This is a genomic window from Pelagicoccus mobilis, from assembly GCF_016595505.1.
Lineage (GTDB): Bacteria > Verrucomicrobiota > Verrucomicrobiia > Opitutales > Opitutaceae > Pelagicoccus > Pelagicoccus mobilis.
In genome coordinates this window covers 21,193-35,462 of record NZ_JAENIL010000025.1, presented here as the reverse complement: position 1 = coordinate 35,462, position 14,270 = coordinate 21,193, and the positions used below count along the sequence as shown (strand labels likewise).

9 protein-coding genes are annotated in these 14,270 nt (G+C 54.4%); 6 read left to right on the top strand and 3 right to left on the bottom strand.

Annotation, left to right across the window (positions count from 1 at the left end; genetic code table 11):
* The first annotated feature begins 22 nt into the window (after positions 1-22).
* From mnmL to JIN87_RS14135, 3 genes are all read left to right on the top strand, one after another.
* Positions 23-994, top strand: coding sequence for a tRNA modification radical SAM protein MnmL/YtqA (gene mnmL / locus JIN87_RS14145; RefSeq protein ID WP_200356229.1), 972 nt, complete (start codon positions 23-25; stop codon positions 992-994).
* Between the two features lie 223 nt (positions 995-1,217).
* Positions 1,218-2,234: a M48 family metallopeptidase gene (locus JIN87_RS14140; RefSeq protein WP_200356228.1), complete on the top strand. Its 1,017-nt coding sequence runs from the start codon at positions 1,218-1,220 to the stop codon at positions 2,232-2,234.
* Positions 2,235-2,336: 102 nt separating this feature from the next.
* Complete coding sequence (locus JIN87_RS14135; protein WP_200356227.1) at positions 2,337-2,543, top strand: hypothetical protein; 207 nt, start codon at positions 2,337-2,339, stop codon at positions 2,541-2,543.
* A gap of 4 nt (positions 2,544-2,547) precedes the next feature.
* Here JIN87_RS14135 and JIN87_RS14130 read toward each other — a convergent pair whose 3' ends face one another.
* The 3 genes from JIN87_RS14130 to JIN87_RS14120 form a co-directional block, all read right to left on the bottom strand.
* Positions 2,548-7,194, bottom strand: a complete 4,647-nt coding sequence (locus JIN87_RS14130) for a DUF7453 family protein (RefSeq protein ID WP_200356226.1) — start codon at positions 7,192-7,194, stop codon at positions 2,548-2,550.
* Positions 7,195-7,255: 61 nt separating this feature from the next.
* A complete protein-coding gene (locus JIN87_RS14125; RefSeq protein WP_200356225.1) occupies positions 7,256-8,149 on the bottom strand; it encodes a hypothetical protein in 894 nt (297 codons plus the stop codon).
* A 45-nt stretch (positions 8,150-8,194) separates the two neighbouring features.
* A complete protein-coding gene (locus JIN87_RS14120; protein ID WP_200356224.1) occupies positions 8,195-9,940 on the bottom strand; it encodes an ABC transporter ATP-binding protein in 1,746 nt (581 codons plus the stop codon).
* A 315-nt stretch (positions 9,941-10,255) separates the two neighbouring features.
* Between JIN87_RS14120 and JIN87_RS14115 the strand changes: the two genes are divergently transcribed.
* The 3 genes from JIN87_RS14115 to JIN87_RS14105 all read left to right on the top strand — a co-directional run bounded on the left by JIN87_RS14115 (position 10,256) and on the right by JIN87_RS14105 (position 14,267).
* Positions 10,256-10,993, top strand: coding sequence for a hypothetical protein (locus tag JIN87_RS14115; protein ID WP_200356223.1), 738 nt, complete (start codon positions 10,256-10,258; stop codon positions 10,991-10,993).
* A 75-nt stretch (positions 10,994-11,068) separates the two neighbouring features.
* The gene (locus JIN87_RS14110) at positions 11,069-12,553 is read left to right on the top strand and encodes a hypothetical protein (protein ID WP_200356222.1); all 1,485 of its coding nucleotides are present in this window, start codon (positions 11,069-11,071) and stop codon (positions 12,551-12,553) included.
* 55 nt (positions 12,554-12,608) lie between these two features.
* Complete coding sequence (locus JIN87_RS14105) at positions 12,609-14,267, top strand: tetratricopeptide repeat protein (RefSeq protein ID WP_200356221.1); 1,659 nt, start codon at positions 12,609-12,611, stop codon at positions 14,265-14,267.
* Positions 14,268-14,270 lie beyond the last annotated feature (3 nt).

The following is a 14,270-nucleotide window of genomic DNA, read 5'->3' as shown; positions in this document are numbered from 1 at the left end:
TGTAATTAATTGCCGGTTGATTATGAGTTCGCCATGGAATGAGGAGTTGTTGGAGCGTTTTTACCCGAAACGTTATAACGCCTATGGTCCGTACCTGAAACGGCGTCTGGGGGCGAAGGTGTTTAAGGTGGTTGTCGATGCGGGATTCACGTGTCCGAATCGGGATGGGACCAAGGGGTGGGGCGGCTGCGCGTATTGCAATGTGGACTCGTTTACGCCGCGTGAGAATCGCAAGACCTCGCTCAGTGTGCGTGAGCAAGTTTTGGCGGGGATCGAGCGGGCTCGGCAAAACTATGGGGCGGAGAAGTTCATCGTCTACTTCCAGCCGAACACGAACACTTATGCTCCGGTCGAGCAGCTGGAAGGTATTTACTCGGAAGCGATCGAGGCGGCTCCGGGTGCGGTGTTGGGACTGACGATCGGGACGCGTCCGGACTGTATTGATCGGGAGAAGCTGGAAATGCTCAAACGGCGTTTTGGCGATTTGTATGTTTCGATCGAATACGGATTGGAGTCGATGCGGGACGATGTTCTGGAGGCGATCAATCGTGGGGCGACGCATGCGGAGTTTGTGGACGCGGTTAGACGGACGGCTGAGTTTGGTTTCGAGGTTTGCGCCCATACGATTTTCGGGCTGCCGGGGGAGGATGAAGGGGATTGGTTGAGAGTTGCGGATGAGCTGAATCGCCTGCCGGTCCGCTTCGTGAAGTTGCATCACTTGCATGTGGTGCGGGGATCCATTCTGGCGAAGCGGTATCGTGATGAGCCGTTCGAGCTGTTTTCGCTGGAGGCCTATGCCTCGTTTCTAGAGAGGTTCCTGGCTCGACTGTCGCCGGATATCGTGGTGCAGCGTCTGTTTGGACTGGCCGACCAAGAGGACTTGATTGCCCCGAATTGGGGGCTGAAGAAGACGCTGATTCAGCGGGAGCTGGAGCGCTCTTTGGTCGCGAATGGAGTGGTTCAAGGGATGTCGTCGGACGTGGCTGTGCGTTAACTGGAGGCTAAGGGGCAAATAAGTGCCACTTTTTCGGTCTATAAGCCCTTGATACTGGGAGTTGGCTGGATATTGTTGTTCCTGCAGGAAACGAGAGGTTTTGGAGGTTATGGGCGTGGATTTTCATCGGACACTTGTGCGGAGCGGATTCTTTGCTGGAGCGCTTCTCTTGCTTGCGGGCTGCGAAACGAGCAGAACCGAGCTTTTGGAGCAGGAAGCCGAGATGAAACGGCAGAGTTTGCTCACGGCTAAAACGAGGGAATTGCTGCGAATTCAGGACGCGGAAGCGCGTGTTTGGGATGTGTTGCATCCTCTGATGGAGGAGGCGGCGAACTATCAAAGCTCGGAGACCTACGGGTATTTGGGGGCGGTGTTTGTGTCGGAGGAGTTTTATCCGTTCCGATTGAGAAACGCTTTGAGAAGGTATTCAATTGGTCCTTACGTGTCCGTTTCTCAAGTGTTTCCAGATTCGCCGGCGGAGCGGGCGGACTTGAGGGAAGGAGACCAGATCTTGTCCGTAAATGGAAAGCGAGTGCCGCGTTGGGGGCGTGCAGCCCGTTATGCGTCTGTGCGGATGAAGCGGGATCTGGTGCCGGGCGAGGTCAACGAGATCAAAGTGCGTAGAGGGGAGGAGACCTTTTCTGTATCGGTGACTCCGGAGAAGGCGGCCTACTATTCAGTGATCGTGTCCCCGGAATCTCATGTGGATATCAGGCCGGATGGAGAGGTGATTTGGCTGAGTTTGGCCATGGTGGAAGATCTGGCGGATCCGTCGGACTTTGCCTATGCCTGCTCCTTTGCGTTGGCTCAGAGCATTATGCGGCATCCTGAGAAGAGGCGTAAGAATCTTTGGATTGGGAGCACTATGGATTTGGCGATAATCGCTACCGGGATCCCTTCGATCGGGGTGTTGGGCAATGCTTCTGCGAAGAGCAAGCAGAGGTTGTTTGATGTGGAAGCCGATTTGATTGCGCTTTATCTGCTGGCGGCCCAAGGCTATGATCTCGCGAATTATCCGAAGTTTTGGGAGAAGCAGTTCCCGAAACAAAGGTATTCTGGAATGTTGGAGAAGGAGGATGCTCTTCGCCTTGAGGTGCAGCACCAGATTATTGCGTCGATTGATGCGAAGAGGGCTTCGGGAGCGTTTATTTTCCCGGAGGAGTATTTGGCGGGCGACGCTTCGGAGGTGGTATTGCAACCGTTTGCGGGGGCTACGGAGAGGAGAAGTATGGGGAAATGAACTGGTTTTGCATTGGTTAATTCCCTGTCAAAACCCGACGGCAGGGAACGAGACTCATGCGAATCGGTCTCTCATACGTATACTAAGATAATAGGAGGGAAAATGGATACGAATCGTAAAACCGAGACCCATCACAGCGATGGGCAGCTCAAGCTTCGATATCCTCTCGAAGACTGGATTGAACAATTGCTTAACGATTACCCGGATGAGCTAAAGTCGATCCGGCCAGAGAGGCGACGCAAGCGCTCGGCGAAACTGCAGCGGATGCGTCGTGGCTTGAGGGAGCGGGCGAAACGCCAGCTATTTTAGGCGACTAATTCGAGTCGCTCACATAATTGATTTTCAGGCGGAGAAAGGATTTCTCCGCCTTTATTGTTGGTTCAATCGTGAGGAAGGTGATCTCTCCGATTTTCTTGGTAGAGGCGACCTCAACGCTCACTGTTTCCCAAGCCTCTAGATCTTCACTTTCTTCGAGAGACCAATTGAGATCTCCATTCTCCGCTACCCATGGGAAGGTTAGTAGCAGTTTATCGGATACGGAATCGTTGCTTGCGAGTGTGGCGTATTCGATTGGCTGTCGTGAGGCCAGTAGCGGGTGTGTGCCGAAGGCGTATTCCTCTAGGTTGCTAAGCCCGTCTTGGTCGGGGTCGGCGAGGAGATCGGAATCATTTTGGGGCGCTGCTGTTGGGGAGTCGGAGGTTGTCTCTCCGGGGATAAAGTGGTTTTTCCAGCTCTCGTAGTCATCGATCGCGAGGGGGCTGAGCACGACGTTCACATCGTTGTCGGTGTAGCTTGTGGTAAGCGCGGTTTGGCGTGACGGGAATTGGGTCGCGAATTGAATCGCCTCTTGGTTGTCTAGGCCGAGGGGCGCGAGATGGACTTGATCAAAGGTGCCTGTGAGCCCTAGCGCGGTCATGATCTGGAAGCTTTGGTCGGGAGCGGTCGTAAGGTCTGGATCGAGTTGCAGGACGACCGTGCCCGCGAGCGTTGATTCCTTTGAGGCGTTGAGCCAATTTGTGAGGGTTGGGGATGTTTGCTTGATTAGGAATTTAGATGTGTTTGAAAATTGAATACTTCCGATTAGAGTGAAATCTCCTCCGCGTGTTAGATCTAGTACTCCTTGGTTTACGATGCTGCCGTCAGGGCCAATGTGTAGGTCTTTCTCTGGGCTTAAGATAGCGTTCGGGTGATTGGTGAGGATGTTGGTCCCGGTGCCAAGAGCGATGTCGCCAATAATCGAACGGTGATTGTCGATTGTGACATCTGCATCTTCCGATTTGATGGCAATGCCCTCTAAGGCTTCAATGCTTGCGTGGTTTGTGAGTCTGTTTTGAGTACCGTCGAGAAACTGGATTACGCTAACTTCGCCGCCTGGGGAGAGAATGTCGCCTCCGGTCAAATTGATGGTGGAGGTGGTTGGGCTGCTGAGCCGGATCGCTTCTGAGTCTGGACCTGGGAAAATGTCGTTGTGTCCGGTGAAGCTCACTCCCGATGTCGCGGATGTAAGCGAGACGGCGGGCGACTGGTCGCCTTTTGACTGTATGGAAGATCTGGATATAACGGAAATGGATTGGTCGGCTGTGGCTTTTAAAGCTTCATTTTTGGAACCGATGGAAGCGAGTAGGGAGTCGGAGTCGAGCAGGTTGATCACGATGAATCCCTGTGGCGCGTCTGCGATGAGGCCTCGCCCGTTGTTGGTCGAGAGGATGCTGCCGCGGTGCGTTAGCTGGATCGACCCTGTCTCGCTCTTGGCGAAAAATGTCCCGAAATCGTAGGTGCTCAGATCGCCGCTGCTGTTTATCAAGATGTCTTGTTTGGCGAGGGCTGATATGGCGGTAGAGAGCCCGTTGTGTGTCGTATCGATGTTTCCGTTGGAATTGATCTCTACCATTCCTTCGGTGGACTCGGCGTCGATGCCGAAGGCTGTACGCTGGGAGTTTCCGTCGCCGATGACTTTAACGGGGCCGTTGTGCGTGATCGATACGTCGCCTTTCGCCAGCGCTTCGATGGCGTCGCCTCGACCTATGTTCAACTCTCCGCTTTTTATCTCAACTTCGCCGTTGCTCGCCTTAGCGATGAGTCCTCCGTAGTCTGCATCGATCCAGGCTTGGGAAGAGTCGATGTGAACGTGGCCGTCGCTCGAATCGGCGATGACGGCTGGGAAGCTTGTGGTAACCTTCGCTCGTTGTTTGACGGTGATGTCGCCTGCAGCTCGGACCGATATCCCTGTTCCTGGATTGCTCGAACCGAAGGTGGAGATCTCCGCTGCTGAATCAACGAGGACGTTGCCGCTCGAACTGATCGCTTCGATTGCCGATTGCACGTCGATAGCATTGATTGGAGAGTAGGCGTAGACGCCGACTGTATTCTCGGCCTGCGCGCTGACTGCGTGGCCTCCGTTAACGCTAATCTCGCCGGCGTGTATTGTAGCGCTGCCGTTCTCGGCGATTCCGGTGATTCCTCCCAGATCGCCAGATATAATCGCCTGTCGTGACTCTACGAATACATCTGAATCAGTCGAAGAGGCGAAGATGCCTGAGAAATAGGAGGTGATTCTTCCCTCATGGGTAACGCTTGCGAGTCCCTTTGCTTTCGCTCGTATCCCTTGTGTATTGGTAGCTGATATTTCTCCGTTCACTTCGACGGAAACAGGACCTGCGGTTGAATGAGCGTAGAGCCCAGCATGCTCGCCCTGGACATCCTCTGCGATTGCGGTGATTCCCCCTTCCACCGTCGCGGTGATCGCTTTGAGAGAGTGAAGGTGAATACCTGATTCGGTGAGCCCTCTGATGTCCGACTCTGGAGTGGAGGAGGTCAGGTCGATCGTGCCCTGTGGGGCGATGAGATGAAAGGCGGGGCCGTTTGCCGAATCGATTTCGCCTGTGTTGTCTAGCAGGATGTCCCCGTTCGTTGATTCCGCGAATATTCCGGCGGTTCCGTCCGTGTGGATATCCGCTGAATTGTCGATTGATAGGGTGTACTCCGATGTGGCGTTGATTCCGACTTTCTCGGCGAGAATCGTACCTGATGTGGTTGCGGTTTCGCTTTCCGCCATCGGGGTGAATCGGATTCCGTCGTTTAGCGAACTTATGAGTCCTCCTTGTGTGAGGCTGCCTTTTGCAATGAAGTTGCCTGACTCCTCGAGGCTTATGTCGAAGACGTCAGCATCTCCATTTACGGTGAGATTGGTGTTTAATTCCAATGTCCCTTTGGAAGTGAACGAGCCTACTTCCACGTTTTCTCCGGTGAGTAGCACGGAGTCGGTCTGATTGGGAATGACTACTTCTGCATCGTTTCGATTGGGAGGGAGGCTCCAGCGAGCCCCGACTGTATCCACCCAGTTCGTACGGCCGGATTCGATGTCGTTCCAAGCGGTTGTCTCGATCCCCCCATCCCATGTGTACTTGTTTCCGGATGCTGGGATCTTGGGTTCACCAATTGTGGCGAGGCAATAGTACGAATCTATTCCTGAATTTGCGGTTCGCGTGGCGAAGAGGAGTCGCTCGTCGGGAGTCCACCAAAGGGTAGACAACCCGTCTTCCGAGCCGGAGAGAGCGACTTCTTGAGGGGGTGTGTACAGGCGGGTGATCTTTCCAAGATCGCCGCCGGTTGTGACTAGGTTCTCGCGTTCGAAGGGTGTTTGACTGACGTTGCGGGCGGCCACTGTGGCGAAGACTCCTTTGTCGTCTTGAGCCCACAGAACTCCGGCTAGACTGGATGATCCGCTTTTTACCACGCCATAGATGGCGATCCGTCCGTTGGGGGAGATGGCTAGACTTTGAGGTGAGACACTTGGGGCTTCAATTTCGGGAAGAGGGAGCGATTTGTTGAATTCGATAACTTTGCTGATGCTGCTTCCATCCCACTTGAAGAGGGAGAGTGGCTCGGGAAACTCGCCGGTGTCGACTCTCGCCATGAAGTAAACGTTGCCGGTCGCGTCCAGGATAGGTTGACGACCGATCTCTCCATTGTCGGAACGGAAGCCTACGAATTCTACTGTCCCGGCATTGCTCGTTGGAGTTGGGACACCGAGTCTGGCGATCAGTTGAGCGTCCTCGCCAGGGGCCGCGAACCAGAGTGTTGTGGTACGATTGGTGAGCTCGCTCGAATTGTCGCTGACATCTGCTTTAAATGCGATGTGGCCTTGCCCGTTAAATCCGAAGGCAGCTTCATTCTCTTGTAGACTTAGGTAGGCTCCGTCTGGTTCGAGGCTTGAGTTTTCTGGGTGGGAATTGGACTCGCGAGCGATCAGCTCCAAGCTGCCATCTGTATTCTCGCGAATGAGGGCGTGGTCGTTTGAAATGTCTATGCCATCGCCCTGCAGGATGGCGGTGAAGGCGATCTGGCCCTTGGGATTGTAGTGGATGGTTCCGAGGGTCTTTATTGTCGCGCCGTCGAGGCCGGCCACTGTCTCTCCGCTCTTTACTATTGAATCGAGAGTAGTGCTGCCGGGGGCGACGCGGCCGATATCGAGAGTCGCAACATCGGCGTAGTTTCGGGCGATAGCTGAACCGTTGGGGGCGACGCCTATCAGGGTTGCCCGTTGCTCGATCTTTGTCGTACCTCCATTGACGAGCTTGAAAAGGGAATGGCTTGCATCGTCGTCGGTGGCGGAATCGAAGAAGAGTTCGTTCGCGTCGCTGATGCCAAATCGGCTGAAGTTGAAACTATCGAAGTCGCCTGTGTCGTCCCTAAGGATTGGGTTTGCTGTATTTGGAGCGTCGAGTTTGTGGAAAACATAACCGCCGGTACCCAGATCGCCGGTGTAGTCGAGGAATCGGCTTTTGAAGTAGGTATCGCCGTTGGAGTTCCAGATGGGGTAGGAGTAGAGGTCGTACTCGATTTCTCCGCCGTGGGTGGTAAGGCCTGGAGCGAGTATGAGCTCGACTGATACGTTTTGGGATAGGAGAGGGGCGGCTACTAAGACGCCGCAGGCAAGCGAGGCGAGAGGTAGTTTCATACGGAGCTTTGGTTGGAAAAAGGCGTCCGCAACTTAGAATGCTCGCTTGTTTATGGCAAGGCTAGGGTTCGAATCGAGGGATGTCTTCTATTTTCAACTCGAAGAGCTGCCGTTGCTCGTTGGCGATGATGAGCGTTTCTGGATCTTGCCAGCAGACGGCTTCGCATTGCTTTGCGTAAAAGGGGCGGAAGGAGGTTTTGCCAGCGAAGTAGTCGTCGCTCCCTTCCGGTCTTTCGAAGAGCCAGACTCCGGTGTAAGTGAGGATTGCGAGGGTGGACCCGTCGGGGCTCGCGTCAGCTGCGGTGGCTTGTCCTTTAAGATCAAAGGTGCTGACCAGTGTGAGCGGGTTACTGACTCCGGAGTCTTGTTGGTCGAGCCGGTAGAGTTTTGCGAATGGAGTGCTCCGGTTTTTGGATACAAGGTAGATTTTTCCTTCCGCGAAGAAGAGTGACTCGCAATCGAAGTTCCAGTCCTCGGGATCAGGGAAACGTTTTTGATCGGGGTAGTGGAATTCGATTTTTTGGCTGATTTGCGCTTTGGTGGTCTTGCGCGGGTCAGGCTCTGGAACGACATAGATCGTGAGGTTTCGTCGGCGATTGTCGTTGTTGCCGAAATCGCCGATAAGGAGGTTTCCTTGATCGTCTAGAGCGATGTCCTCCCAATCCTCGTTGGACGCGTTGGCGATTTTTATTCCCTTGTAGGGATCGTCGTTTTTTTTGGCTTCGGTGGCTTCGACGGATTTGCCTTTGCGAGTGATGGCGAAGATGCGGGCTTTGTCGCCGGAGTCGTTATGAGTCCAGTAGACTTTTTTGAACTGGCGGCTTTTTACTAGGCCTGACGGCTCGTTGATATCGCCATCTTTGATCTTGTCGTAGTGCTCTAGGGCGATCTTCGAGGACAGTTCCGAAATCGGTGCAACGAGAACTAGAAGCAGGGCGAGCGTGAGTTCTTTCATTGCTGTTTTTTGTTTCGCGATTGGGGCGTGTCGAACAGCTTGGGCTTAGCTGCTTAGCTGCTGGTTGTAGAGTGTCTGGTAGAGCGGACAGCGTTCGAAAAGCTCTTGGTGGCTGCCACTGTCGGCGATTTCGCCATCGTTGAACACGAGGATCTTGTTCGCGTTTTTGATCGTGCTGAACCGGTGGGCGATTACGAGTACTGTTTTTCCGGATACGAGTTTGTCGAGGGCTGCTTGGACTTTTGACTCAGACTCGGAATCGAGGGCGGAAGTGGCTTCGTCGAGGATGAGAATCGGGGCGTCTCGGAGAATCGCGCGGGCGATGGCGATGCGTTGCTTCTGGCCTCCGGACAGTCTCGCTCCGCGTTCCCCGACAAGCGTGTCGTAGCCATTGGGGCAGTTGGAAGTGTCTGTTATGAAGTCGTGGGCGAAGGCTTGACGTGCGGCTTCGCGGACTTCTTCGTCGGTGGCGTCTTGGCGTCCGAGGCGGATGTTTTCGAGGATGGTGTCGTCGAAAAGGACGGGTTCTTGCGAAACGACCGCGATCTGGTTTCGCAGTTCGTCGACGCGGAAGTGGCGGATGTCGTGCCCGTCGATGTAAATGCCGCCGTGGGAGACGTCGTAGAAGCGCGGGACGAGGTTGGCGAAAGTGGACTTGCCTGCTCCGGATGGTCCGACGAGAGCGCAGATATCGCCTTTTTGGATACGGGCGTCGGCGGATTTTAGGGCTATGGTGTCGCCGTAGGAGAAGGAAACGTTGCGGAACTCGATCTCGCCTTGGATGTTGTCGAACTCGATCGGTTGGTCTGGATCGTCGATGTCTACGGGGGAGGCGAGTATCTCTTCGATCCGTTGGTAGGAGGCTACGCCTTTAGACAGCTCGGAAGCGAAGGTGCCCAGTTTTTTGACGGCGCTGTAGGTCAGGTAGAGCGCGAGGAAGATGGAGGTGAAGACGCCGCCGGGCACTCCGTTGTAGTAGCCGATGATGAAGGCGATGGAGAGGCCGATGGAGGAGCAGAATTCCACGACGGGGCTGAGGCCGAACTGGTATTTCACGACCTTCATCTGAGAGATGAAGAGCTCGGCCAGGCGAGAGGCGAAGCGGGAGTTTTCGCGTTCTTGGAGATTGAAGGCGCGAATCTCGCGGGTCGCGCTGAGATTCTGGGCGAGGTTGTTGGTGAGTTCGCCGAGGTCCTCCTGTTGCTTGCGGGCTTTTCGTTCGATCTTCCGTGTGAAGTTGCGGATGGGGAAGATGACGATGGGGAGAGCGATGAGGCAGAGGTAGATCTTGTAGACGCCTTCGTTGTTGGCGGCGACCCAGTAGAGGTAGAAGACGGCGCCGATGATGGTGGCGGGCTGGGTGAGGACGTTGCGGGCGATGAAGGTAAGCGTCTGCTGGAGAGCCGCCGTGTCAGCGGTGATGCGGGAAATGAGGTCGCCGGTTTTGGACGCTTGGAAGTAGGCGAGCGGGAGGCATTGCACGCGGGCGAACACTTTTGCTCTGAGGTCGCGAATGGAGGCGAGGCCAGCGTAATTGAGCAAGTAGGCGCTGGAAAAGACGCAGACCCCGAGGACGATGAAGATGATGGGGAAGGCGGCGGCGACGCCGAATACTTGCGAGGTGCTTAGGCTATTGTCCTCCGACAGAATGATGGTGAAGAGGCGTTCCACGCCGTTGGTGAGACCCCCTCCGGTGACAAGTCCAGCGACGGAGCCGAGCAGGATCGAGAAGATGACCGACTTCTTGTGGTCGGCCATGAGGCGTAGGAAGATCTTTAGGTCGCTGAGCACGAGATAACGGGAATGGCGGTTCGTTGCAGTGGGTTAACCACACTTTAGCCCGAAGGTACAAGGAGAATGAGTGGTAGGGAGAACTGCCTCTGTCCGGATCGGTACTTGCCCTGCCTTGGATTCGCCCAACCTTTACGAATCTTTCATATTTTTGTATTGCAGCTTTTACCCTTAAGGGGAGTATGTTCACCTATTCGGCTAATTCTCTCTATTAGCATCACTTTTCTCTACGCTGAAGTTTTGGTGCCGCTGATATTCGCCTGTTTTAGCGGGTAAGAGCATGTTCAGCTGCGCTCCTATTTTGGCATCCTAGAAATGAAGTTTCCTAAGCTTGATTCCTTTTTGAAGAGCAGATCCTGGTCGGTTCGTTGGTTCGTACCGCTCGGGCTGTCTTTGGTTTTCCAGGTGAGTGTTTTGTATGGGGAAAAGGCGGCATCTCCCGGTGTCGCGCAAAAGGGAGATGCGTCTGGCAAAGAGACGGCGAGCGAGACGACTGGCGGGAAGCTCAAGGTGAGGCCGATCGTGAAAGTTCCGATGAAGAAGGGGCAAGAGGGGGTGTCGAGTGTACCGGCTGTTGTGCAATCTCCCAAGCCGGCGCTTAGCCTGCAGGAGTCGGAACGGGAGTTGTTTATGAAGATCGAGCGGCTGCGTTGGAAGATCGATTCCAATACTGAGATTCTTGATACGCTGCGGAAGAAACGTGCCGACGATCTTGTGAACGAGGATGAGATGGTGGTTCACATGGAAAAGGAAAAGGCGTTGTCGGAAAGGTTGAATCGGGATATGGAAAGCTATCTGAGCCTGAAGGAGGATCACGGCATTCTTACGAAACGAATCGAGGCCTTACCCGCTCAAAGAACCCAGCCGGTCGTGCGCAAGACAGTTGTAGATGCCGATGTGATCGAGGGGCCGCAGAAAAAGGAGAATAAGTCAGTGAGAGGCTCGGCTTCCTCGCTCTTCGATTCGATAGACACTTCGGGCCCCATCGAGGGCAAAACTTCGTCCGAGCTGCTCAAAAAGACGGTTCAAGAAATCAGCGAAGAGCAGAAATGAACCTGTTTCCATAACTCTTTCCGAGAGCTTCCTGCCCCTGAGTTCTCCATTCGTCTTCCCAAACAATCCTGATCCATGAAACTGAGAGAATCCAAACTTGCTTCGGGCGGTGTGCTGGCCGCGATTTGTTTAATGTTCCTTGCTGCGACAGAGCTGAGCGCCGCATATCAGCTGACTGTCGGGGTTGCCCCGTTCAAGCACAGCGCCTCTACGGTGAAGGCTGAGGAGAAGCAGGAAGTTGAAACCGTTGCGGAGGTTGAAGAGGAGGACGATGGACCCTTGCTCATTCCTGGGCTAGAAGGGCAGGAGATCGAGATTCCTGAAGCGGAGAAGACAGAGGAAGAGGCTGCAGTTGAGAAGCAAGCCGAGGTGGCCGCCGCGATCGCCCAGCCGGACTTTGAGCGGGCGAGCTTGGAGATTCGAAATGCGGAGGCGCTGGCCTTGCAGAATTACTTCAGCAAGATGCTGTACAAGAAGGGAGGCGACCTTTTCGCCTCAGTGATCAATGCTCCTGTGGGAATGGATGCGAAGAGCTCGTTCGCGGCAGCGGTCGACTTGTGGGTCGAGGTCACGGTAGAGGCGGCTAACGCGGAGGATTTCGTACTGGTTGTCCGCGCGACCACAAGCGCGGGCGAGACCTTGCTGAACCAGAAGAAAATCGGGGAGAAGATGAGCGAGGGAGCGTTTGTGGACAGCAAGAACCGCTTGACGGAAGGTTATCATGAGCCGCTAAGCGAAGCGGCGGAAGCGGTTGTGCGGGCTCTCAGAGCTAAGAACAGGAAGGGTGACTACGACCGCTACGAGAATTTCACCAACATGAAGTTCGCCATCTACATGGCTCCTGAGGTTTTTGTTCGCGACAACTACCTTAATAAAAGGGGGACCAAGCTGAAGTCGCTTCCCTCGGAGGATGATCCTTATTTCCGGGAAAGCTTGGAAGCACGCTTGGCGACGATCGAAATCTACCGTGACTTTGATGAGGAGGTGGTTGCCGCGGGTCGCACTAAGTCGTATGCAAGCTACGCGGTCTGGCGCTATCGGAGCTATCTCGCGGCGAACGAGTACTACGAGGCGCAGCGAGAGATAAAAGCCCTAAAGGGAAGGATCAACGCGGCGATCGCTCTGAAGTTGCTAGGTCCGATTGTCATAAACGAAGCCTTGAAAAAGAACAATGTGGCTGAGGACTTGGGGCTTGGTAGTGATTTCGAGAAGGTGCAGGATGCGGCGGTTATCATTCATACTCTGAAAACGCTTTCCGACGTATTTACGGTCGAGGACGGGCGTATCCAGTTTGACGATGAGCGTCTGGGACAAATGGATTCAAACTTTGCCAAGAAGTTCACGGAGCGCAGGGCGAAGATCCAGGAACTCTCGGTTGATTCCAATGGACATGCCGAAAAGCTGATCGCCTTACAGAAAGAGTTTTCGGAGGACCTTGCTCCAATCGATATCGAATACCGAGGGCGTTCCTTCACTTTGACCGGTCAGATCGAAGATAAAGTCGCGATGTTGCAGCGCATATTGAGCGAAGACTATCAGGAGAGCATGACCCAATCGTAAGGCGTCGGGTTTTGAGCTAAGCGACTGGATTGAGTCTTCCCTCGTGTATTCGAATATGCTGACACGTTTTTCGAGATGGTGCACCGTTGGATTGCACGTTTCTGCGCTAAGTCTTGCTGTCGTGTCGGTGGGACTTGGAGCGAATGAAACGCCCCCGTCTGAAGCGGAGCCAGTTTCAGAGGTGCCGGCTAACGAACCGGTCGAGTTGCCTGCTGAACTCGTGGAGGCGAAGGCTCAGTTCGAAGTTATTTATCCTCAGTATGTGGATACGTTGACTTCTGCTCCGGATAGCGTTTTGAGAAACCGGTTCTTTCGGGAGACGATCGATAGAATTTCGAAAGGAGATGATCGTATCCAGAAATTGGAGGAAGAGGGGAGTTTTGAAGAGTTAGCACGAGCCTACGAGGAGCAGATCGGTTTGGTCGAGCAGTTCTTGGATCAGGTAAAGACGTCGGACGCTCTGCTTGCTCAGCGTGATGGTGCGGAAGCGTTTCTTGATGGTCTGGAAAAGGATGGGGCAAGTCGACATGAGGAGACCAAGGAACGTTACCAAGCGTTGAGAAAGGTGCTCGCGGAGATTGATGCCACTAGCATCAAGGCGGGGGATTTCGAGCAAGCCAGTGCTGAGCTTTCCGAGTTGTCCGCGAGAAGTGCTCTTTTGCGTACGGACCTTGATCGGCTTTTCGATCTGCAGTGGCGTCAAGCTCGGGAAGCGTTTCGTACGGCTTCGGATTCCATGGATGAGGAGTTGGTTGCGACCCGCCGGTTTCGGCCTGATTTTGCTCCTGCCAAGTCGATGCACTCGCGAATCACGACACGCTACCGGATCGTACCTTTGTTGAAGGCAGCTGAAGCGGATGAGAGGAATGGCGACTTTGCTCAGGCGATCAGTCTGTACGAGACGATTCTGGACCTTGATCCGTTGACTGAAGAGGCTCAGGGAAAGTTGCCGAATCTTGAGAGATTGGCGAGTGAGCAAATCATTAAAGAGTCTCTAGCGCAGAGTCTCGAACTGATCGTGGCTGGAGATCCAGACGGTGCCTTAGTGCCTGCCAAGAGAGCCTTGAAGCTTTCCCAGGCGTATCGATTGGAAGAGAACTCTGCTCGTTCCCTCATCGAGCGTGCGGAGAGCGACATTAGAAGCGCTTCGGTCAGTGTCATCTCGGGAGAGATCAAGCAGGCTTTGGAAGAGGAAGATTGGGGGACCGTGATACGGGCGTCGGATGAGTTGCTCGCGATCCAGCCTGGAAACCATTTTGCCGTGACGTCCCGCGATAAAGCTATCGCGCAGCGGAAGCAGATTATCAGCATGGCTGAGGTCGTGGCGCAGGGGACGTTCCACCTAGACAAGGCGAGCCAGGAGATGGATCGCCCGCTGGTAGTGTATGTGGTTGAGTTGCTTGAAGAGTCCCGGAGCAAGTATCCGGACGCGATCACGGAAGAGTTTGTAGCGTTGGAAAAACGGGCGAGTGAGACGGAGGCTAGTTTCGATGCGAAGATCGATGTGGAGTTCGTTTCCAACAAGAAGGCGAATGTAGAACTGCGTGGATACGGTGATCTCGGGAAATTTCGTCGAAAGACGGTCCCACTGAAACCTGGAGTTTACAAGGCGCGGTGCACGCAGAAGGGGCATCGGGACAATTTGGTACGCATCGTTATCGAGCCGGGAAAGAGGCCTGAGCCGATCGTTTTGGAAGCAGGTGAGAAGTTTTAGATT